This window comes from Phyllobacterium sp. MT110 (assembly GCF_058792715.1).
In genome coordinates, this window is sequence record NZ_JBXAFE010000003.1 from 147,450 (window position 1) to 167,892 (window position 20,443).

The window sequence follows — 20,443 nt, forward strand, 5'->3', positions numbered from 1 at the left end:
CAACCATCGCACGTTCAGCACTGCGCAAATCCCTGAGCCCAACGCAAACTCAGGTAGTCATGTAGCAGAACCTTATGTTCTGATGTAAACTAAACCATGGAACTGATGAGGAAAATCATCGGAGAATGGTTTGCGTATAATCGTGCCGTGCTTTCCATTACCGTAGCGTTACTTGGCATCCTGTTGTCGGTCTTGCCGAACAATGCACAGACCCCTCTGGCCGCCCATAACGCACTTGTGCTGCAGGTCGAAGGGATCATTGGTCCGGCGCTATCCGACTATATATTGCGGGGCTTGCGAACCGCGGCCGAGCGCAACGCGCCTCTCGTTATTCTGCAAATGGACACCCCCGGTGGTTTGGATGTTTCGATGCGCGCTATCATTCGCGCTATCCTTGCTTCGCCCGTGCCCGTGGCCACATATGTCAGCCCAAGCGGCGCGCGCGCGGCGAGCGCAGGCACCTATATTCTTTATGCCAGCCATATAGCGGCGATGGCGCCGGGGACCAATCTTGGCGCTGCGACGCCGGTCCAGATTACTGATTTGCCCATTCCGGGCGGCGGCGAAGGAAAGAAGGACGAGGATCAAGACACCAAGACCAAGAAAGAACGTGAAGATGCCACGACCTCGGCGATGCCGCACACGCCGATGGAGGCAAAGGCGATCAACGATGCTACGGCCTATATCCGCTCGCTCGCCGAATTGCGCGGACGGAATGTAGATTGGGCTGAAAAAGCGGTGCGCGAGGCGTTGAGCCTTTCCTCGAACGCAGCACTCAAGGAAAATGTGATCGATATCCTCGCAACGAGTGTGGATGATCTTCTAGCGCAGGTAGATGGCCGTAGCGTAAACGTCGGCGGAAACAGGATTTCGCTCAACACCAGAGGCCTTGCCTATGAGCAGATCAAACCGGACTGGCGCACTCAGTTGTTGATGGTGATCACAAACCCGAACGTCGCGTTGATCCTGATGATGATCGGCGTCTACGGATTGATCTTCGAATTCATGGCTCCCGGTTCGTATTTTCCCGGGACGATCGGTGCGATCAGCCTTCTGATCGGCTTGTACGCACTCGCTGTATTGCCTGTGAATTTTGCCGGCCTTGGTCTCATCATCCTTGGTCTTGCGTTGATGGCTGCAGAAGCGATGAACCCGACTTTTGGCGTTTTGGGCGTTGGTGGCGTCATCGCTTTCATATTCGGCGCTACGATATTGATCGACACCGACATTCCGGCCTTTCGCATTTCTTGGCCGGTAATTGGCGGGGTTTCCCTTGCCGGTCTGGTGCTTTCTTTAATTGTGGTCCGTCTGGCCTTTTCTTCTCACAAACGTCCGGTTGTTACGGGCAGCGAGGAGATGATGAGAACCCAAGGGACGGTGCTGGACTGGCACGAGGGTCGTGGCCATGTCCTTGCCCATGGTGAACGATGGGCAGCAATGTCCGAGGTACCCCTGAAAACAGGGCAGAAGGTTCGTATAGCCGGTCTCGAAGCCCTCACCCTTAGGGTCGAACCCGATCAACCGGAGGAGAGCTAGTGGAGGATTTTCCAATGTTTATCGCCATTTTTGTTCCGATCATCATCATCCTGCTGATGCTCCTGGCTGCCTCGATCAAGATATTGCGGGAATATCAACGCGGCGTCGTATTCACGCTCGGCCGTTTCACCGGCGTCAAGGGCCCGGGTCTGGTCATCCTCATCCCTTTCATTCAGCAGATGTTGCGTGTCGATTTGCGGACGGTCGTGCTTGATGTGCCAAGCCAAGATGTAATCTCGCGGGACAATGTTTCGGTGAGCGTCAACGCTGTCCTCTATTTCCGTGTGATCGACGCCGAGCGAGCGATGATCCAGGTCGAGGACTTCATGATGGCGACGAGCCAGCTTGCTCAGACGACGTTGCGCTCCGTCCTCGGCAAGCACGATCTCGACGAGATGCTGGCCGAGCGCGACAAGCTCAACAGCGATATTCAGGAAATTCTCGACGCACAGACTGACGCCTGGGGCATCAAGGTTGCAAATGTCGAGATCAAACGTGTTGATCTCAACGAAACCATGATCCGCGCCATCGCCCGGCAGGCTGAGGCCGAACGCGAACGGCGGGCCAAAGTCATTAATGCCGAAGGTGAGCAACAGGCCGCGCAAAAGCTGCTGGAGGCCGCTCAAATCCTCAGCCAACGGCCGGAAGCAATGCAGCTACGTTATCTCAGTACGCTGAACGTGATCGCAAATGAGAAAACTTCAACAATTGTGTTCCCGTTCCCGATGGAACTTGGCGAGTTCGTCAAGACGGTGACGAATAAAGCCAAATAACTCGGTATCACCATACCGAACAGGAGAGGGGCTTCTTCCCTCATCTCATTTTTTAGAAGAAACAGCTGGAGAAGCGGTTACTCTGACCGGATCTGGTGTACCGCCGGCACGGTCACGTCATCAATGTGTTCGTCTGGCCGGCATCTCCCATTGCGGCGGCAAGCAGGACACGAGAGGGCTGTAATTTTGCCGAATGGTCCAGCGGCGGCCCGACATTCTGGGCGGTGTCGGATGTCAGCGTTGCTGATCTTGCGGCCTTCCGCGCGGATTTTGTCGCGACTGTCGAGAAGTAGGTATCACAGGAACAGGTCTTCGGGCGGGACGCCGATCGTCGAGGCGACAATATCCGGACGGCGGGCTGCGACGGCAGTGACAATGGCGTCCGCGAGTGCGAAAATCGCTGCGGGTGAATTCGGCAAGAGACGGTTGCGGGCGGGTGCAAACAGGATGATGTCAGCGACGGGAACCAGGGGCGAGGTCGGGCTGTCGGTGATTGCCAGAATCAAAGCGCCCTTCTCTTTGGCCGCTTTCGACAGCTGCACGGTATTGTTTGAATAGCGCGGCATGGAGACGGCAATGACGACGTCGCCTTCGTCCACGGACCGCACGAAATTGTTGGAATATTCGGAGGCGCCTCTGGACAGAATGTTCGAGACGCTTTTTTCCGTGTAGAGCGCCAGGCCTTCTTCCAGAAACGTTGCGGCGTAGTGGCTTGCACCGGTGCCCAGAATGATGATCCGCTTTGCGTTGATCAGCGCCGCGATGAAACCGGAAGACGTGGCGTTGTCGATATTGGCTATCGTATCCCTGATGTTGTCCGCATTGTCCGCCAGCAGGCTGTGCAATGACAAAATCCGTTGGCCTGTCTCCTTGCCCGTATCGTCAACGGCAAGGATTTCTTCCGGCACAAACTGAAAATCTGAAACGATTTTCTCGCGGAACTCGGCATAGCCGCTGTAGCCGGCCGCGCGAACGAAGCGGGTGATGGTGGCCGTGGAGCTGCCGCTTGACTGGGCCAGGCCTTCGATGGACATCGCGACAACATCAAGCGGCCTTGCCAGCACGAAGTCGGCAATCCTGCGGTGCGATTTGCTCAGGGCAGGGTAAGCGGCAGACATGCGGTTGGAGAAATCGGAGTTTGGGTTCAACGTTTTTGACATACGCGTTTCCGGTGTTGACGGCATAAAATTTTCATATACGTTATTTTTGAAAATAAACATGTCAAAAATGACGAGACGTTGGGGAACGGAGAACTTTATGCATAAACAGACACTATTGGCATGCCTACTGACAACATGTCTTTTCGCCGGCTCTGCTCATGCACAGCCTTTACGCATTGCCCTTGGCTCCGAGCCGACCGCGATCGACCCGCATTATCACGATCTTACACCGAATAATGCCCTAACGGCCCACATCTTTGAAGGGCTGACTCGGCAGGATGAAAAACAGAAACTGCATCCGGCGCTCGCAACCTCGTGGGAAAATGACGGAAAGAACACCTGGACTTTCAAGCTGCGTGAGGGCGTCACATTCTCGGACGGTTCGCCTTTCACCGCCGATGACGTGGTCTTTACGTTCTGCCGTACACTGAAGAACGAAACCGCGATTGCCGGTTCATTCGCCGACATTACCGGCAATTTCGAATCCGTCGCAACGCCGGACGCGCACACCGTGGTCATTACCACCAAGGCGCCTGAACCGCTGCTGCCGACATTCCTCGGCACCGTCGGTGTTTTGAGCTCTTCCATCGTCAAGCACGACAAGCTCAGTTTCGATATTGGCAAGAATTGCGGCGTTACCGGGGCCTGGCCGGTGGTCGGGGATTTCAATGACGGCAAGCTCGCCATCGGAACAGGCCCCTACAAATTGAAAAGCTATGTACGGGGCTCCGCCATCGATCTCGACCGCAATGACAAATATTGGGGCGATGCCGAACCGTGGGAAAGCGTCCGCTTTCTGCCGGTGCCCAATGCAGCGCCGCGTCTGGCCGGTCTTCTGGCCGGCGACTATGACGTGATTGAAAATCCGGCCGCCCGCGACCTGGCCCGTATCAAGGATGACAAGCGCTTCGGTTATGTGATTACGCCGACGACGCGCGTGATCTATTACCAGCTTGATGTCGGTCGCGATGCGAGTCCCTTTGTCAAGGCTGCCGACGGCAAGAATCCGCTGCAGGATGTGCGTGTGCGCCAGGCGATGTCGCTCGCCATCGACCGCAAGGCAATCGTTGCGCGCCTGATGGATGGTGCAGCTGAACCCGCCTACCAGTTTCTGCCAACCGGCATGTTCGGCACGCTGCCCAATCCGCCGGAGCTGCGTTATGACCCGGCTGAAGCCAAGAAACTTCTTGCTGAAGCAGGCTATACAAACGGCTTTCAGCTGACGCTTTCCACCACCAATGACCGCTACATCAACGACAGTCAGATCACGCAGGCCGTGGCGCAATATTTGACGCAGGTCGGCATCAAGGCTGATGTTGACGCCATGACCCGCGCCATCTACTTCCCGCGCCGTTCGAAGAAGGAGTTGAGTGTAGCAATCGGCGGGTGGGGATCGACCAGCGGTGAGGCCTCATCCTTCCTGCGTCAGTGGCCGGCAACACCCAACAAGGAGGGCACGGTCGGCGGTTCCAACTATGGTGGTTATTCCAACCCCGCTTTTGACAAGCTGATCCTGGAGGCGATTTCGACGCTGGACGATGCCAAACGTTCATCCCTGCTGCAGCAGGCACAGACCGAAATGATGAAGGATTTCGCGTTCATCCCGCTGCATTTCGAAAGCGCTGTGTGGGCACACAAGGCCAACCTCACCTACACGGGCCGCTCAGACCAGTTCACTTTGGCGATGTCCGTCAAGCCGGCGAAATAAGCCGGCGCGGGACAGAAATCTGAGTGATATGCCATGACAGCTTATATTCTTCAGCGGCTGATCCAGAGTGCTCTGGTTCTTGTTGCAGTATCCGTCGCTGTGTTCTTCGCCGTCTATGGCATTGGTGATCCTGTTGAACTGCTGGTTCCGCCGCAGGTCAGCGCCGCCGAAAGGCTGGCGCTGATCAAGCGGCTTGGACTGGATCTGCCGGTGTGGCAGCAATATTTCACCTTTCTGCTCAATGCCATGAAGGGCGACCTCGGCACTTCCTTCGTGCACGGCGTGCCGGTCGTTTCCCTGATCCTCGCCCGATTGCCAGCGACCTTCGAACTGGTGCTCCTGTCGATGACGGGAGCCGCCGTGATCGGCATTCCGCTGGGTCTGCTGGCGGGCCTCAATCCCGATAGCCGCGCGTCGCGGGTGATTATGACGGGTACTGTGATCGGCTTTTCCCTGCCCAGTTTCTGGAAGGGAATGATGCTGGTTCTGTTGTTCAGCGTGGCGCTGGGCTGGCTGCCGACCGCCGGACGGGGCGAAACGGTTGCATTTCTCGGCATGCAGACCAGCCTGTTTACCACGGATGGTTTGCGGCATCTGATTCTGCCTTCGCTCAATCTCGCCATACCGAACATGGCGCTGATGATCCGTCTGGTGGCTGCCGGCACGACGGAAGCCATGACGCAGGATTATGTGAAATTTGCCCGGGCAAAGGGCGTGAGGCGCCGGCGTATCGTCGGCAGGCACGTGCTGCGCAACATCCTCATCCCCGTCGTCACCGTGGTCGGTATTGAGTTTGGCAGCCTTGTGGCTTTCTCCACGATCACGGAAACAGTCTTTTCCTGGCCGGGCATGGGCAAATTGCTGATCGACAGCATCTATCAGCTCGATCGCCCTGTCGTCGTTGCCTATGTGATGCTGGCAACGCTTTTGTTCGTGGCCGTCAATTTCATTGTCGACGTACTCTATGCGGTTCTTGATCCGCGCGTGAAACTGTCCGGAGACATGGTATGAACAAGCCGATCATTCCGGATGATACGGCGACGCCGCTGCGCCGCAAAGTCTTGCGCGGCATCCGCAAAAAGCCGACGACACGCGGTGCCGGCATATTGCTGGCCTGCCTCGTTCTGCTTGCGGTCTTTGCCCCGCTGATTGCCCCGCAAAACCCCTATGATCTTGCCACGCTCAGCGTCATGGACAACCGGCTGGCGCCCGGGGCCGCGAGCATGAGCGGTTCGGTCTACTGGCTGGGAACCGATGCGCAAGGCCGCGATATGGTCAGCGCCATCCTATTTGGGCTGCGCACCAGCCTCCTGGTTGGCCTGCTTTCAACGCTGGGCGCGTTGACGATCGGGGTTGCGGCAGGCCTGCTTGCCGCCCAGCTGGGCGGCATGGTGGATGCACTGATCATGCGCATCGTCGATTTCATGCTGGGTTTTCCGTCCATTCTTGTTGCCCTCGTCCTGCTGGCATCGGTGGGACGCGGCGTGGACAAGGTGATTTTCGCCATTATGCTGGTGCAATGGGCGCAATATGCGCGCCTGATGCGGGCATCGGCATTGGTGGAGCGCCGCAAGGAATACATCGAGGCAGCCGTCAATTTCGGGCTGCCGACACCCTACATCATGCTGGCACATCTGCTGCCCAATTCGATTGGCGCGGTCCTCGTCGTTTCCACGATCAATATTGCCAGCGCAATCACGCTGGAAGCCACGTTGTCGTTTCTTGGGGTAGGGGTTCCCGTGACCCAGCCATCCCTCGGATTGCTGATTGCCAACGGGTTCGACTACCTGCTTTCCGGCGAATACTGGATTGCTGTCTTCCCCGGTCTCGCGCTCGTGCTGCTGATCATGTCGCTCAACTTTGTCGGCGACCGCCTGCGCCGCAGCTTTAACGTAAAGGGTGGGTGATGGCGCCTCTATTGGAAGTACGCGGCCTCAAAACCGTCTTTCATCTGCTCGGCGGCGCATGGCCTGCGGTGGATGGCATTGACCTGACGGTCGAGCGCGGCGAAGTATTGTGTCTGGTCGGTGAATCCGGTTCGGGCAAATCGGTTACCGGTTTCTCGCTGGTGCAGCTCATCGATCCGCCAGGTGAAATCGTCGCGGGCGACGTGCTGTTCAATGGCGAGAACCTGCGCGGCGCTTCCGGCGAACGCCTGCGCAATTTGCGCGGCGATCGCATCGCCATGATCTTTCAGGACCCGCTGTCAACACTCAATCCTGTGCTGACCATTGGCGAGCAGATGTGCGAGGCGATCCTCGAACATCGTGCCTGCGGTCAGGCCCAGGCGGCGAGAGAAGCGGTGGCAGCCCTCGGGCGCGTCGGGATTTCCTCGCCGGAAGTGCGGCTGAAACAATATCCGCACGAATTTTCCGGTGGCATGCGCCAGCGCGTGGCCATTGCCATGGCGCTTCTCAATAATCCGGACCTGATCATTGCCGACGAGCCGACAACGGCGCTGGACGTGACTATTCAGAGCCAGATTCTCTATGAAGTGCAGAAATTGGTGCGTGAAACCGGTACTGCCGTGCTCTGGATCACTCATGATCTGGCGGTGGTGGCTGAACTTGCCGACCGTGTGGCCGTGATGTATGCGGGCCAGATTGTGGAAACCGGTACGGTTGATGACGTGCTCGACCGGCCCTTGCATCCCTATACGCTTGGTTTGCTGAATTCATCCACCGGCATGGTCAGGCCGGGCGAGCGCTTGCATCAGATTGACGGCAATGCACCGCGGATCGACGCCCGCCCGGGCGGATGCCCGTTCCGGCCGCGCTGTGAACGGGTGCAGCCGGTCTGTTCCCAGAGCTATCCGGTCCTGCGGATGATCGATGGCCGGGGTTTGCGCTGCCATGATCCCGTGCCGCAGGCAGCCCATCCCGCGCCAGTTCAGGAGGCCAGGCCGTGACTGAACCTTTCTTTGAAATGCGGGGTGTCGAGAAACACTTCCACGCCAAATCCTCCATGGCCGAACGTATTTTGGCCCTCGCCGGCCAGGCTGCGCCGCCACGTGTCCTGCGTGCCGTTGACGGGGTAGACCTGAGCATCCAGCGCGGCGAGGTTCTGGGCCTCGTCGGGGAATCGGGATGCGGCAAATCCACCTTGTCGCGCATGGCGACGGGCATTCACCAGCCAAGCGCCGGTGAGGTGATCTATGACCGGCAGCCTGTCGGCAAACTCAAGGGCAAGGAACGGCTGAACTTCCTGCTCAAGGTGCAGATGATCTTCCAGGATCCCTATGCCTCGCTTGATCCGCGCATGCGTGTCAGCCAGATCGTCGGGGAAGCCCTTAAAGTGCACGGACTGATGCCCAAGAGCGAAATTACCGGTGCCGTCAATCAGGCACTGGAGGAAGTCGGCCTTGATCTGGCCTACCGGGATCGGTATCCGCACCAGTTTTCCGGCGGACAGCGCCAGCGCATCGGTATTGCTCGCGCGCTCGCGGTGAAGCCTGATTTTCTGGTCTGTGACGAACCGGTGTCTGCACTTGACGTGTCCATCCAGGCGCAGGTCATCAATCTGTTCATGGATTTGCGCGAGCGTTACGGGCTGACCTATCTGTTTGTCAGCCATGATTTGGGTATCGTCCGGCATATCAGCGACCGCATAGCGATCATGTATCTCGGACGCATCGTCGAGATCGGCTCCGCTGCGGCAATCTTCAGCAAGCCGGCACATCCCTACAGTGCCTCGCTGATCCATGCCAGCCCGTCCATCAGCCGGCGCAAGCGCAGTTTTGAGCCGCTCAAGGGAGACTTGCCATCGCCGCTCGACCCACCAACCGGCTGTCCGTTTCATCCGCGCTGCGGCCAGGCGATGCCGGTATGCCGTGAACGCCGCCCCGAACTCAGGGACGTCGCTCCAGGGCAGAGTGCGGCCTGCCATTTGCATAACTCGGAGATAGCATGACGTCCGTCCACCTCATTCCCGCGACTGGAAGCAGCGCGATACCCCACATTGACAGGTTCCATCCTGACCGGCCGCTGACCGTTCATTTCTACCGGCCGCAAGCCCATGGCCCTGACGATCCCGTAGTCATTGTCCAGCACGGCATGCTGCGCAATGGCGACGAGTATCGGGATTTCTGGATACCGGCGGCTGAGAAACACAAGCTGCTGATTGTTGCCCCGACATTTTCCGATGCGCAGTTTCCGGAGGCCGAAAGCTACAATAACGGCCTTGTCATGGACGCAAACGGTGAGGCGCGCAAGCGAGAGGAATGGCTCTATGGCGTTCCGGCCCGCATCTTTGCCGCGCTTCAGGCCAGTGGTGTAACCCGGCTGGCGCAGGCCCGCCTGTTCGGACATTCCGCCGGCGGCCAGTTTGCGCATCGCCTGCTGGCGACACAGAATCCCAGTGTCTTTTCCGCTGTCATTGCCGCCAATCCCGGCTGGTACACATTGCCGGACCTGCAACGGCAATTTCCCGAGGGGACAGGCGGGATCGGGCTGTCCGAGACCGAGCTTGCGCGCTGGCTTGCCTATCCGATGCATATTTTCGCCGGCGATCAGGACATAGCCGAGGATGACCCGAACCTGCCCTCCCAGCCGGAGGCGCTTGCACAGGGGCGTTCACGTTATGCGCGCGCACATTTCGTCTATGGATTTGCCGAGCGCGAGGCGAAACGTCTTGGGATGGAATTCAACTGGAGGCTTGTCAGGGTTGAAGGGGTAGGCCATGACGGCGCTGCCATGTCGCGTGCCGCTGCGGCATTCTGGTTTGAAGGCGCCGTTCCACCGGCTTCCGCGCTGGTTTTCGATGATGCGGCACAACTCTGAGAGATAAAGGAACAAGCAGATGAGCACGAATTACCGTCAGGGGTTGTGGCAAAAGGTCGAGGACGAAAAGCAGCGGCTCATTGAAATGAGCGACCGCGTCTGGGGCATGCCGGAAGTATGCTACACGGAAGTCCGGTCGGTTGCCGAACACAAGGTGGAGTTGCTGCATCACGGGTTCCGCATCACGGAAGGTGTGGCGGGTATTCCCACATCCGTCGTCGGAGAGGCCGGAGACGGCGGACCGGTCATTGCCTTCCTCGGGGAATATGATGCCTTGCCGGGCCTGTCTCAGGAGGCCGGGATGACGCAATACAGCGCTGTTGAAGCTGGCGGCAACGGACACGGTTGCGGCCACAACCTTCTGGGAGCGGGCGCTTTGCTGGCGGCAGTGGGGCTGAAAAACTTTCTGGCCGAGAAGGGAATTGCCGGACGGGTGCGCTATTATGGCTGCCCGGCCGAAGAGGGTGGCGCGGCAAAGGCCTTCATGGTGCGGGCCGGGATCTTCGATGATGTGGATGTTGCAATCTCGTGGCATCCCTACAGTTTCTGGGAAGTCGCGCCTGCCCTGTCATTGGCTAATACCCGTGCCGACTTTGTTTTCACCGGGCGGGCGGCCCATGCGGCAGCCTCCCCGCATCTCGGACGCAGTGCCTTGGACGCGGTGGAACTGATGAGCGTCGGCGTCAACTACATGCGCGAGCATATGCCTTCCGATGCGCGGGTGCATTCCGCCGTGCTCGATACCGGCGGGATAGCACCCAATGTGGTGCAGGCCCATGCGCGAGTGCGTTACTCCATTCGCGCCATGGATTTGCCGGGCATGCTCGATCTGGTGGAGCGGGTTCACAAGATCGCGCAGGGTGCGGCGATGATGACCGAGACGCGCGTTGACATGAAAATCATCAGCGCCGTCTCCAACACGCTGGGCAACAAGCCGCTCGAACAGGCGCTGTACCGCGCGATGGAAGAACTCGGTGCCCCGGCTTTTGATGACAATGACCGCAATTTTGCCCGGCGGATTCGTGAAACTCTGTCAGAGCAGGAGATAGCGTCGGTCTATCAAGCGATCGGCATGCCGGTTACCGATGCGCCGCTGGCGGAGTTTCTTGTGCCCTTTGATACAGTGCGCAGACCTTTCATCGGCTCTACCGATATTGCGGATGTCAGCTGGGTCGTTCCCACGGTGCAGGTGCATGCGCCGACGGTCGCTATCGGCACGCCTTTCCATACATGGCAGGTGGTTGCACAGGGCAAGGCACCGGCTGCGCACAAAGCCATGGTGCATGCGGCCAAGGCCATGGCGGCACTCGGCCTGGCGGTTCTCACCAACCCGGTTCTGCTTGAGGATTCCAAACATGCGCTCGCCCAGCAGACGGCCCGTACACCCTATGTCAGCCCGCTCAAGGCTGGCGTCGAGCCGCCGCTGGATATGTCGAAGGGTTGAATGGAGCGATTGAACCGCCGGCCTGGAATGTCAGGCCGGCTGCACGAGATTGGCCATCAGTCTGAAGGCGCCTGGCACTAGCTTGTCGAGCTGATGATGCAGGACAAGGCCGGTATCAACTCACAAACAGGTAGAAGATCCAGGCGTTGACGGTTGTGTATGTCTGTACCTGGGAAGCTCTGGCGGGTGGGTGCCGTTTGTGTGTCGAATCCCATGCCGAAACGGAAGGCCGTCCGCGTGTAGATTTGTTGACATAAGCGGGGACTGACATGGCGAAAGTTGGCCCGCCGCGACCGGGCCAACTCCTGGCGGAACCGAAGTGCCGCATTTTCAGTGAGGGGCAGCTAGAATTTCCAGTTTAGGCTCGCCTTGAAGCCGTGCGCCTGCTGGGAGCCGGATATCTGCCCCACATAGGATGCACCGATCGTCATCGATTTCGAAACCTTGGCATCCAAGCCCGCTTCAAGCACGAGAGAGTCCCGGGTCATCGGAACACCTGCAATGTCGAACACATTTCCTCCGGCAAAATTGAGTTTTGCCTTGGGAGTTTGGGCGTTGAAGGCACGACGCCAGCCGACCGCTCCGCGAGCCGTGATCTTCGTCCCGTTATCCAATTCAAATTCGGACTGGGCGCGAAGGCCAAGCGTCGAGAAGGTTTGGTCAAAGCTGCTGGACTTTCCGGACAAGGCAGCTATCCCCCCGTAATCGGTGAAGCCCGAGGTGCGGAGATGAACATGGGCAAGATTAGCGTAAGGTTCCAGCGAGATGGTCCCAAGTGCCGTCTTGCCGACATTGACACTGTATCCCAGATCACCGAAGGCCTATGCCGTCCGCGCGCCGTAGCCCGCGGTCAGCGCCGGATATGCATCAGCCTGCTCGAAGGTGTGGAACCTCTGATCCTTGATATTGCGCGGCCGGGGTGGCCAGGGCGAATAACGCAAAAACATGATCGTTCGCACCATCGGTATCGGTGAAATGCTCATCAATCTCCAGAATTGTGTCGTGATCGAACAGGCCATCGAGTACATAAACAGCCTCGCTTTCGATCGGGGAAATCGAAATGAGATTCGGTTGTGCTGCTCGGGCCAATTGGAAAAACCGTTTCGGTCGTTGATTGATCTAATGGAGGTTGGGACAAATGCTGTTCTCCAGGACGCCTGGCCCTGTCAGCCAAAGACAGCTCAGTTCAACACTCTATTGCCATGTACGTACGGGTTCGCCCATTATGCGGTATCGTTTATTGCAGCAGACAGATTGATCCAGCATGCCAAACCATCTTCCTTCGAGCAAACGGTCAGGACCCGAGCGCAGCCGAACCAACGATCCAGAGCGGACCAAGGCCGATATTCTTGCCGTGGCAACTGAGGAGTTCGCCACCTTCGGCCTGAGCGGTGCGCGGGTCGATGCGATTGCCGAGCGGACCCAGACCTCCAAACGCATGATCTACTACTATTTTGGCGGTAAGGATGGGCTCTACCTCGCCGTGCTTGAAAAGGCCTATGCGGATATCAGGGCCATCGAATCTGCCCTGGAACTGGATCTGCTCGATCCTGTCGCGGCATTGCGGCGGGTGATCGACCAGACATTCGAGAATGACGACAGCCATACGGATTTCGTGCGGCTCGTCACCATCGAGAACATCAATCAGGGCAAACACCTCGCAGAGGCGACAACAATCCGCGAAATCAACCTGCGGATCATCCAGATCATTGACGCGATCCTGGAGAGAGGGCGCGCGCAGGGATTGTTCCGTGCCGACCTTGAGCCGGTGGACGTGCATATGATGATCAGCGCCTTCTGCTTTTTCCGGGTCGCAAATCGTCATACCTTCGGTGCGATCCACCGCATCGACCTGTCCGAGCCCGGCCGCAGGCAGAAACACAAACAGATGATTGCCGATGCAGTGATCGGCCTGCTCCAGCAGAAATGACAGGCGGGAGCATGCTCCCGCCTGTCTGGTTGGTAGTCAGGCCGCAATGGTGACCGGTTTCTTGCCGAGATCTTCCATCGGCGTCCGAAAGGTCTCCGTCGCGGTTGCGGCGGAAATTGCGGCGATCATCGCCGTTATCGTCGTGAACGCCGCCACGGGTATCCAGCCATTGGGGCCGGTCCCGAGCAGTGCTGCGCTGATGGTCGGTGCAAAACCACCCAGGGCAAAACCGATCTGCGTGCCGATTGCCATGCCCGAGAGCCGCACCCGTGTATCGAACATTTCGCCGTAGAGGGCCGGCCATACGCCGTTCGCGGCGCTGTAGACGACGCCGGACAAAAGGATGCCGAGAACAAAAATCAGTGTCAGGTTTGCCTGGCTGATCGCCCAGATATAGGGCCAGATCAGCACGGCGCAGCCGACAGCGCCGAAAATGAACACCGGTTTGCGCCCGATGCGGTCGGCCAGCATGGCCCAGGCCGGGATCGCTCCGAGAGCGACAATGTTGGCGAGCACCAGCACCGTCAGCATGGTCGAGCGGTCGATCTGCATGGTGTTGACCGCATAGGACAGCGTGAAGACGCTGAAGATCGTGCTGACGACGGAAATGAGCGCCGCAAAAACAATGCGCAGCACATCGTCCCAGTTGTGTTTGAACAGGGTTATGAACGGCAGTTTCGACGTCTCGTGCTTCTTCGCCTCTTCGATGAAGACCGGTGTTTCCGGCAATGAGCGGCGTACCCAGAAACCGACGACGACGACAACGAGGCTCAGGAAGAACGGAATACGCCAGGCCCAGGACAACAGGTCTGCCTCGGGCAGGCGGGTGAGCGGAATGAAGACGAGGGTTGCCAGGATGAGCCCGGCCTGCGTCCCGCTGAGGGTGAAGCTTGTAAAGAACGCCCGCCGGTTGGGCGGTGCGTGTTCGAGGGTCATCGAGTTTGCCCCGGCCTGTTCGCCTGCAGCCGAGATACCCTGCAGCAGCCGCGCGACGACCAGCAGGATCGGTGCGAGAATGCCGACGTGATCATAGGTGGGCAGGCATCCGATTATGAAGGTCGAAAAGCCCATCAGCAGCAATGTGAAGGTCAGGACTTTCTTGCGGCCGAATTTGTCGCCGATGTGACCGAGAATGACGGCCCCGAACGGCCGGGCGATATAGGCAACGCCGAAGGTGGCAAATGATGCGATGGCGGCTGCCTGCGGATTGGCGGCCGAAAAGAAAATCTTTGGAAAGATCAGCGCGGCCGCCGTTCCGTAGATGAAAAAATCATAATACTCGACGGCGCTGCCGATCCAGCTGGCAAGTGCCGCTTTTCTGGGTGCTTTGACACCTGTTGGTTGATGCATGGAAGTCTCCTCCTCCTCAAGGCTTTCATGGGTGCCCGGCTCAGGCTGCGGCCTCCTTCGCTCCGGAACCGAGTTGGATAAAGTGGCGCAGCATGCGCTCGTGATCGGGCCTCACCCCGGTAAACAGACGAAACGCTTCGACAGCCTGGAACACCGCCATGCCGCCGCCATCAAGCGTGCGGCAGCCGCGATGGCGCGCGGCGCGCAGCAGGGCGGTTTCGAGTGGAAAATAGACGATTTCCGCGACCCAGAGTTGCGGGTGCAGCAGTTCGACGGGCAGTGGTGTTCCGGGATATTTGTCCATCCCTGTCGGGGTGCAGTGCACCAGCCCGTCGGCCGTTGCCATATCGGCGGCCAAATCGCGCGACACGCGCACGCGGCTGTTGCCGAAACGCTCGAAGCGCTGGTTGAGCGCTGCCGCGGTTTCTTCCGCACGTGACGGATCCTTGTCCATCAGGATGAGTTCGCCAACGCCAAGGGTCAGAAGCGCATGCGCAACCGCAGCGCCGGCACCGCCCGCGCCAAGCTGTACCGCCGATGACAGGGGCGCACCGGGCAGGCCGCGTTTGAAGCTTTCCGAAAACCCCCACCAGTCGGTGTTGTGACCGATGCGGCGGCCGCCTTGCAGGACAACCGTATTGACCGCCCCAAGCGCTGCAGCGTCGGGAGAAAGTTCGTCGAGATGGGGAATGATCGCCTGTTTGCAGGGATGGGTCACATTCAGCCCTGCAAAGCCCATGCGTTCCGCGGCGATCAGCAGGTCTGGCAGGGCTTCGGGACCAACGCCAATTCGCTCCAGGTCGATGGTCTGATACAGCAGCCGCAGGCCCTGTTCGTCTCCTTCACGCTCATGCAGGGCGGGCGTGCGCGATTGCTGAATGCCTGATCCGATCAGGCCCAGAAGAAAATGCGGGGATGGCGATGGCGTCATCGGTTGGCCTTTTCCAGATGTGCGGCAAGGCAGGTCAGGGCAAGGGTGTAGCCCTGCGTGCCGCAACCGCAGATCACCCCGGTTGCCACATGGGATATGTAGCTGTGATGGCGAAATGCCTCGCGCCGGTGAATGTTGGAGATGTGAACCTCGATGATCGGGCAGGGACATGCGGCCAGCGCATCCATGAGCGCGACGGAGGTGTGGGAATAGCCGGCAGGATTGATGACAATGCCCGCGACGCGTTCGCGCGCCTCGTGGATCCACGCGATCAGTTCGTGCTCGGCATTGCTCTGGCGAAAATCAACGGAGAGCCCGAGCTTGGTGGCATGGTGCACGCAGTCCGCCTCGACATCGTCAAGCGTCTCCTTGCCGTAGATTTCCGGCTGGCGCTTTCCCAAAAGGTTGAGGTTGGGCCCGTTAAGGACCAGAATCGGGTGTGCACGCGTCATGGCGCTGCATCCCGGTTCAACGGCGGACAAAGCTGCGCATAGGCGCGGTTCGGCTGCATGGTTCCTCCCATCTTCTCCCCATCGCGACGTCACCGGTGGTTCGGTCTGCGATTGACGTATAATGTACGAACTGGTACGTTCATGTCAAGAGAGCGCGGAACCGCTGCTCGAAGGGGTGCAAAAGCGGTCCTGTGCGGTGATTTCAATACGGCCAAGGGAGGGGCCCGAATGAACCCAGTCGTCATTGCAGTTGCGATCACCGGATCGGTGCCGCGCAAGAAGGACAATCCGGCCGTACCGGTCAGTCCGTCCGAACAGATTGAATCAACGCACGAGGCCTATGAGGCCGGAGCATCGCTGGTGCATATCCATGTGCGCAATCACGACGAGAGCCCATCCTCGTCGCCGGAGAAATTTGCCGAAGTGCAGGATGGCGTCGTCAGGCATTGTCCGGGCATGATCGTTCAATTTTCCACCGGAGGGCGCGGACGCGATCCGGGGCTGCGCGGTTCATCGCTTTATCTCAGGCCGGATATGGCATCGCTGTCGACGGGCTCGGTCAATTTTCCCTCCATCGTTTACGAGAACCACACCACGCTTGTGCATGATCTTGCCGGCCGGATGCAGCAGCATGCCATCCGGCCGGAGATCGAGATTTTTGACCTCTCGCACCTGCACGGCGCGCGGCGGCTGATTGATGCCGGATTGATGGATGACCGCCCGCATGTGCAGTTCGTCATGGGTGTCGAAAATGCCCTGCCGGCCGATGAACACCTGCTTGACATCCTGCTGGAGGAGTTGCGGCGGGTTCTGCCGAAGGCAACATGGACGGCAGCGGGAATTGGCCGTCATCAGGCAAGCGTCATGGAATGGGCCCTGCGCCGCGGGGCGCACGCTGTGCGCACGGGTCTTGAAGACAATATCCGCATCACGAGGGAGCGGCTGGCCCGCAGCAACGCCGAACTGGTGGAGATGGCTGTCGAGACGGTCCTGCGTCACGGACGCCGGGCGGCAAACTGCCCGGAAGCACGCGCGATCCTGTCACTGTCACCGCACGGAGGTGCCCTATGAAAACATCGATTGCAACCGTTTCGCTCAGCGGCGAACTGCCGGAAAAACTCAGCGCGATCGCCAGGGCCGGCTTTGACGGTGTCGAAATATTCGAGAATGATTTTCTTGCTTTTGACGGCAGCGCGAGCGATGTGGGCAGGATGGTCCGGGATCACGGGCTGGAAATCACGCTTTTCCAGCCGTTTCGCGATTTTGAAGGCATGCCGGAACCGCAGCGGTCACGCACCTTCGACCGGGCGGAGCGCAAATTCGACGTGATGCAGGAACTGGGCACCGACCTGGTGCTGGTGTGTTCGAATGTCTCGCCGGTGGCGCTCGGCGGCCTTGACCGTGCGGCGGCGGATTTCCATGAGCTGGGCGAGCGGGTGGCCAAACGCGGCCTGCGCGTCGGCTATGAGGCGCTGGCCTGGGGGCGGCATATCAACGATCACCGCGATGCCTGGGAGATCGTGCGGCGTGCCGGTCACGCCAATATCGGTCTGATTCTTGACAGTTTTCACACGCTGGCGCGCAAGATCGATGTCGGCTCGATCCGCTCGATCCCCAAGGAGAAAATCTTTATCATCCAACTCGCCGACGCGCCGCTGATCAGCATGGACCTTCTCCATTGGAGCCGCCACTACCGCAACATGCCGGGCGAGGGCGATCTTCCCGTTCTGGACTTCATGCGCGCGGTGGCGGCAACGGGATATGATGGCTATCTGTCCCTTGAAATCTTCAATGACCAGTTCCGCGGCGGCTCGCCGAAATCCATAGCCATCGACGGGCACCGCTCGCTGGTCTATCTCGGCGATCAGGTGGTGCGGCGTGAACCGGATGTTGCCATGACCGTTCCGCCCATGCCCGATTCGGTCGAGGTGAACGGTGTTGCGTTTGTGGAATTTGCAGCGAGCGCGGATGAGGCAGAGGACCTTGCCTCGCTTCTACGGGTGCTGGGCTTTCGCAAGACCGGCAAACACAGAACCAAGCGCGTCGACCGCTACAGCCAGGGCGCGATCAATCTCGTAATCAACACGGAGCGGCAGGGTTTTGCCCATTCCTCCCATGCGGTCCACGGCATGTCAGCCTATGCGCTTGGTCTTGATGTCGCCGACGCGCATGCGGCGTTTGAACGTGCGCTTGCCCTCGGGGCGGCGCCCTTTGAACAGCCCGCGGGACCGTCCGGGATCAGCATGCCGGCGGTGCGCGGTGTCGGCGGGGATATTCTCTATTTCGTCGACAACAAGCCCGGGCTTGCCGGCATTTGGGACGAGGAGTTCGACCCGGTCGATGACGCCGGGGCATCGGGGGGTGCCGGGTTGCTGCGTTTCGACCATGTGGCGCAAACCATGAATTTCGATGAAATGCTCACTTGGCTTCTGTTCTACACCTCGATTCTGAAGGCGAAGAAGACGCCGGTGGTCGATATCATCGATCCCTCGGGCATCGTTCGCAGCCAGGTCGTCGAGAACGAGGCAGGCTCGCTGCGTATCACCATGAACGGCGCGGAAAATCGCCGGACGCTTGCGGGCCATTTCCTCGCGGAAAAATTCGGCTCCAGCATGCAGCACCTTGCATTCGAAACGGACGATATTTTCAGGACGGCTGAAGTGTTAAGGGCCAATGGTTTCACGCCACTGGAAATCTCGCCGAACTATTACGACGATATTGAAGCACGCTTTGGGCTCGATCCCGATCTGTCGGACAGGCTGAAAGCGGCCAATATCCTCTATGACCGTGATGAGCATGGCGAATATTTCCAGCTCTATAGTCCCAATTATGGCGAGGGTTTCTTCTTCGAGATCGTCGAGCGGCGCGGTTACAGGGGATATGGAGGACCGAATGCCATTTTTCGCATCGCTGCCCAGAAACGCCATATTCGCCCGCAAGGCATGCCAAAGTAACTGCTGGCATAGATGCTAGAATATTACATATTCAGAATAATAACCTGACCCAGCTTCTTCATTTGCAACGGAACCCACAGGGCTCAGGCGGCTCCGCTACAAACTTTGGCAAGTGCGTAGTAAGAAGAAGGGGCTGGGTTCAAATTGCTGTGGGCAAGAAAACTCCATAAAATTCGAACGTTGATTGTCGTAATCTGGATCGACAGAAGCACTTCTCAATTCTGGGAGGACGTGATCAAATACGGGTGAGAGAAGGCTACTCCTCTCTCCACACCAAATTCACGGTGTGGCTGGTTATGATCCCAATTCCACCTTCTCTGCAGTTATTGTGATACCGCATCACTTGATGCGGTTGCCAGTCTCAACGTCAAACAACAACACTTTTGCCGTATCAAAGCTGGCATTGACCTGCGCACCTGTTCGCATGGGTGTTGCTTCATGCAAAACCATTGTGACGTCTGTTATCCCAAACCGCATCCGGACTTCTTGCGCGTCGCCTGTTGGTTCCACCAAAACAACCTCGGCGGCGAAGCCATTGCCATCCGGATAGATATGCTGCGGGCGTACCCCATAGACGATGCTTGTATCTTGAGGAACAGCAATGCCGATCGGTAGCGGCAGCAGCAGATCGTCCCTTAGCCGTACAAACCGCCCGTCGACCTTTCCTTGCAACAGATTTATTTCCGGAGAACCGATAAATCCGGCAACAAAGAGGTTGGATGGATTTTCGTAAAGCTCAAGCGGCGCGCCAACCTGCTCTATCTTTCCGCCGTTGAGCACCACGATTTTGTCGGCCATGGTCATGGCTTCTGTCTGATCATGAGTTACATACACCATCGTTTTACCAAGCCGTTGATGTAATTTTTTGATTTCACCGCGCATCTTTACGCGAAGCTTGGCGTCAAGGTTGGACAGGGGCTCATCAAAAAGGAATGCGCGCGGATCACGAACGATGGCTCGTCCCATGGCCACGCGTTGCCGTTGCCCGCCGGAAAGTTCGCGCGGCAAACGATCGAGAAGCTTGTCAAGCCCGAGTATCTCCGCGGCTTCGGCCACGCGCTTGCTGATCTCGGCCTTTGAAGCGCCGGCAAGCTTCAGTGCAAAACTCATATTGTCTGCCACTTTCATGTGCGGATAAAGCGCATAGCTCTGGAAGACCATGGCGATATCCCGTTCCTTCGCCGGGATGTCATTGACGATCCTGCCACCGATGGTGATTTCGCCGGAAGTAATATCCTCCAGTCCGGCGATCATGCGCAGCAATGTGGATTTTCCACAGCCTGACGGGCCGACAAGCACGACAAATTCGCCCTCGCTCATACCAAGCGAAACATCGTCCAGAATGGGCACGCTGCCATATGCCTTGGCTACGTTTCTAAGTTCAATTTCCGACATGCACCGTTCCTCCCGGCAGCTTTTAAAGTTCG

The 20,443-nt window shown here is 58.5% G+C and carries 19 protein-coding genes and 1 pseudogene; 13 read left to right on the forward strand and 7 right to left on the reverse strand.

The features are described from left to right. Positions 1–147 precede the first annotated feature (147 nt). The 3 genes from AC1Q5O_RS15840 (at position 148) to AC1Q5O_RS15850 (ending at position 2,602) form a co-directional block, all read left to right on the forward strand. Positions 148–1,536 carry an NfeD family protein gene (locus AC1Q5O_RS15840; protein ID WP_492564766.1) on the forward strand — a complete coding sequence of 463 codons (1,389 nt, stop codon included), beginning with the start codon at positions 148–150 and terminating at the stop codon, positions 1,534–1,536. Positions 1,537–1,550: 14 nt separating this feature from the next. Beyond that, positions 1,551–2,309 (forward strand): slipin family protein, encoded by a 759-nt coding sequence (locus AC1Q5O_RS15845; RefSeq protein WP_492564169.1) that lies wholly within the window; start codon positions 1,551–1,553, stop codon positions 2,307–2,309. A gap of 95 nt (positions 2,310–2,404) precedes the next feature. Beyond that, the gene (locus tag AC1Q5O_RS15850; protein WP_492564171.1) at positions 2,405–2,602 is read left to right on the forward strand and encodes an anti-sigma factor family protein; all 198 of its coding nucleotides are present in this window, start codon (positions 2,405–2,407) and stop codon (positions 2,600–2,602) included. A 3-nt stretch (positions 2,603–2,605) separates the two neighbouring features. Here the strand turns inward: AC1Q5O_RS15850 and AC1Q5O_RS15855 are convergent, their stop codons facing one another. Then, on the reverse strand, positions 2,606–3,469 hold the full coding sequence (locus AC1Q5O_RS15855; RefSeq protein ID WP_492564173.1) for a MurR/RpiR family transcriptional regulator: 864 nt from the start codon (positions 3,467–3,469) through the stop codon (positions 2,606–2,608). A 97-nt stretch (positions 3,470–3,566) separates the two neighbouring features. On the opposite strand from AC1Q5O_RS15855, the gene AC1Q5O_RS15860 reads away from it, so the two are divergent. From AC1Q5O_RS15860 to AC1Q5O_RS15890, 7 genes are read left to right on the forward strand one after another with little or no spacing between them, the layout of a single operon-like run. Then, positions 3,567–5,177 (forward strand): ABC transporter substrate-binding protein, encoded by a 1,611-nt coding sequence (locus AC1Q5O_RS15860; RefSeq protein WP_492564175.1) that lies wholly within the window; start codon positions 3,567–3,569, stop codon positions 5,175–5,177. A 33-nt stretch (positions 5,178–5,210) separates the two neighbouring features. Then, entirely contained in the window at positions 5,211–6,188 is a 978-nt protein-coding gene (locus AC1Q5O_RS15865) for an ABC transporter permease (RefSeq protein ID WP_492564177.1), read from the forward strand. Then, a complete protein-coding gene (locus AC1Q5O_RS15870; RefSeq protein WP_492564179.1) occupies positions 6,185–7,084 on the forward strand; it encodes an ABC transporter permease in 900 nt (299 codons plus the stop codon). Before AC1Q5O_RS15865 ends, AC1Q5O_RS15870 begins: the two co-directional genes overlap by 4 nt. Continuing rightward, positions 7,084–8,085 carry an ABC transporter ATP-binding protein gene (locus AC1Q5O_RS15875; RefSeq protein WP_492564181.1) on the forward strand — a complete coding sequence of 334 codons (1,002 nt, stop codon included), beginning with the start codon at positions 7,084–7,086 and terminating at the stop codon, positions 8,083–8,085. The genes AC1Q5O_RS15870 and AC1Q5O_RS15875 overlap by 1 nt, the downstream gene beginning before the upstream one ends. Further along, positions 8,082–9,086, forward strand: a complete 1,005-nt coding sequence (locus AC1Q5O_RS15880; RefSeq protein ID WP_492564182.1) for an ABC transporter ATP-binding protein — start codon at positions 8,082–8,084, stop codon at positions 9,084–9,086. The genes AC1Q5O_RS15875 and AC1Q5O_RS15880 overlap by 4 nt, the downstream gene beginning before the upstream one ends. Beyond that, positions 9,083–9,955, forward strand: a complete 873-nt coding sequence (locus AC1Q5O_RS15885; protein WP_492564184.1) for an alpha/beta hydrolase-fold protein — start codon at positions 9,083–9,085, stop codon at positions 9,953–9,955. Before AC1Q5O_RS15880 ends, AC1Q5O_RS15885 begins: the two co-directional genes overlap by 4 nt. Before the next feature lie 19 nt (positions 9,956–9,974). Beyond that, positions 9,975–11,399, forward strand: a complete 1,425-nt coding sequence (locus AC1Q5O_RS15890; RefSeq protein WP_492564186.1) for a M20 family metallopeptidase — start codon at positions 9,975–9,977, stop codon at positions 11,397–11,399. A 344-nt stretch (positions 11,400–11,743) separates the two neighbouring features. On the opposite strand, the gene AC1Q5O_RS15895 is transcribed toward AC1Q5O_RS15890, so the two are convergent. Together AC1Q5O_RS15895 and AC1Q5O_RS15900 are read right to left on the reverse strand one after the other, a co-directional pair. Then, positions 11,744–12,208: an autotransporter outer membrane beta-barrel domain-containing protein gene (locus AC1Q5O_RS15895; RefSeq protein ID WP_492564768.1), complete on the reverse strand. Its 465-nt coding sequence runs from the start codon at positions 12,206–12,208 to the stop codon at positions 11,744–11,746. Positions 12,209–12,232: 24 nt separating this feature from the next. Beyond that, positions 12,233–12,467, reverse strand: a pseudogene (locus tag AC1Q5O_RS15900) (Tn3 family transposase); the annotation flags it as partial. Positions 12,468–12,663: 196 nt separating this feature from the next. On the opposite strand from AC1Q5O_RS15900, the gene AC1Q5O_RS15905 reads away from it, so the two are divergent. Next, on the forward strand, positions 12,664–13,329 hold the full coding sequence (locus AC1Q5O_RS15905) for a TetR/AcrR family transcriptional regulator (protein ID WP_464665233.1): 666 nt from the start codon (positions 12,664–12,666) through the stop codon (positions 13,327–13,329). 36 nt (positions 13,330–13,365) lie between these two features. On the opposite strand, the gene AC1Q5O_RS15910 is transcribed toward AC1Q5O_RS15905, so the two are convergent. The 3 genes from AC1Q5O_RS15910 to aroQ are packed head-to-tail and all read right to left on the reverse strand — an operon-like array spanning position 13,366 to position 16,062. After that, on the reverse strand, positions 13,366–14,679 hold the full coding sequence (locus AC1Q5O_RS15910) for an MFS transporter (RefSeq protein ID WP_492564189.1): 1,314 nt from the start codon (positions 14,677–14,679) through the stop codon (positions 13,366–13,368). 40 nt (positions 14,680–14,719) lie between these two features. After that, positions 14,720–15,610, reverse strand: coding sequence for a shikimate dehydrogenase (locus AC1Q5O_RS15915; RefSeq protein WP_492564191.1), 891 nt, complete (start codon positions 15,608–15,610; stop codon positions 14,720–14,722). After that, a complete protein-coding gene (gene aroQ / locus AC1Q5O_RS15920; protein ID WP_492564193.1) occupies positions 15,607–16,062 on the reverse strand; it encodes a type II 3-dehydroquinate dehydratase in 456 nt (151 codons plus the stop codon). Before aroQ ends, AC1Q5O_RS15915 begins: the two co-directional genes overlap by 4 nt. A gap of 228 nt (positions 16,063–16,290) precedes the next feature. Between aroQ and AC1Q5O_RS15925 the strand changes: the two genes are divergently transcribed. Both AC1Q5O_RS15925 and AC1Q5O_RS15930 read left to right on the forward strand, forming a co-directional pair. Continuing rightward, on the forward strand, positions 16,291–17,133 hold the full coding sequence (locus AC1Q5O_RS15925; protein WP_492564195.1) for a 3-oxoadipate:acetyl-CoA acetyltransferase: 843 nt from the start codon (positions 16,291–16,293) through the stop codon (positions 17,131–17,133). Then, positions 17,130–19,016 (forward strand): bifunctional sugar phosphate isomerase/epimerase/4-hydroxyphenylpyruvate dioxygenase family protein, encoded by a 1,887-nt coding sequence (locus tag AC1Q5O_RS15930; protein ID WP_492564197.1) that lies wholly within the window; start codon positions 17,130–17,132, stop codon positions 19,014–19,016. The genes AC1Q5O_RS15925 and AC1Q5O_RS15930 overlap by 4 nt, the downstream gene beginning before the upstream one ends. Before the next feature lie 339 nt (positions 19,017–19,355). Here the strand turns inward: AC1Q5O_RS15930 and AC1Q5O_RS15935 are convergent, their stop codons facing one another. Next, the gene (locus tag AC1Q5O_RS15935; protein WP_492564199.1) at positions 19,356–20,411 is read right to left on the reverse strand and encodes an ABC transporter ATP-binding protein; all 1,056 of its coding nucleotides are present in this window, start codon (positions 20,409–20,411) and stop codon (positions 19,356–19,358) included. Positions 20,412–20,443: the final 32 nt, after the last annotated feature.

Excerpts from the sequence above, each read along its gene's own strand:
- AC1Q5O_RS15865 (WP_492564177.1), top strand. The coding sequence starts at position 5,211 with ATGACAGCTTATATTCTTCAGCGGCTGATCCAGAGTGCTCTGGTTCTT.
- AC1Q5O_RS15870 (WP_492564179.1), top strand. The coding sequence starts at position 6,185 with ATGAACAAGCCGATCATTCCGGATGATACGGCGACGCCGCTGCGCCGC.
- AC1Q5O_RS15915 (WP_492564191.1), bottom strand. The coding sequence starts at position 15,610 with ATGACGCCATCGCCATCCCCGCATTTTCTTCTGGGCCTGATCGGATCA.
- AC1Q5O_RS15935 (WP_492564199.1), bottom strand. The coding sequence starts at position 20,411 with ATGTCGGAAATTGAACTTAGAAACGTAGCCAAGGCATATGGCAGCGTG.
- AC1Q5O_RS15925 (WP_492564195.1), top strand. The coding sequence starts at position 16,291 with ATGAACCCAGTCGTCATTGCAGTTGCGATCACCGGATCGGTGCCGCGC.
- AC1Q5O_RS15905 (WP_464665233.1), top strand. The coding sequence starts at position 12,664 with ATGCCAAACCATCTTCCTTCGAGCAAACGGTCAGGACCCGAGCGCAGC.
- AC1Q5O_RS15845 (WP_492564169.1), top strand. The coding sequence starts at position 1,551 with ATGTTTATCGCCATTTTTGTTCCGATCATCATCATCCTGCTGATGCTC.
- aroQ (WP_492564193.1), bottom strand. The coding sequence starts at position 16,062 with ATGACGCGTGCACACCCGATTCTGGTCCTTAACGGGCCCAACCTCAAC.
- AC1Q5O_RS15860 (WP_492564175.1), top strand. The coding sequence starts at position 3,567 with ATGCATAAACAGACACTATTGGCATGCCTACTGACAACATGTCTTTTC.
- AC1Q5O_RS15875 (WP_492564181.1), top strand. The coding sequence starts at position 7,084 with ATGGCGCCTCTATTGGAAGTACGCGGCCTCAAAACCGTCTTTCATCTG.
- AC1Q5O_RS15930 (WP_492564197.1), top strand. The coding sequence starts at position 17,130 with ATGAAAACATCGATTGCAACCGTTTCGCTCAGCGGCGAACTGCCGGAA.
- AC1Q5O_RS15885 (WP_492564184.1), top strand. The coding sequence starts at position 9,083 with ATGACGTCCGTCCACCTCATTCCCGCGACTGGAAGCAGCGCGATACCC.
- AC1Q5O_RS15890 (WP_492564186.1), top strand. The coding sequence starts at position 9,975 with ATGAGCACGAATTACCGTCAGGGGTTGTGGCAAAAGGTCGAGGACGAA.
- AC1Q5O_RS15855 (WP_492564173.1), bottom strand. The coding sequence starts at position 3,469 with ATGTCAAAAACGTTGAACCCAAACTCCGATTTCTCCAACCGCATGTCT.
- AC1Q5O_RS15910 (WP_492564189.1), bottom strand. The coding sequence starts at position 14,679 with ATGCATCAACCAACAGGTGTCAAAGCACCCAGAAAAGCGGCACTTGCC.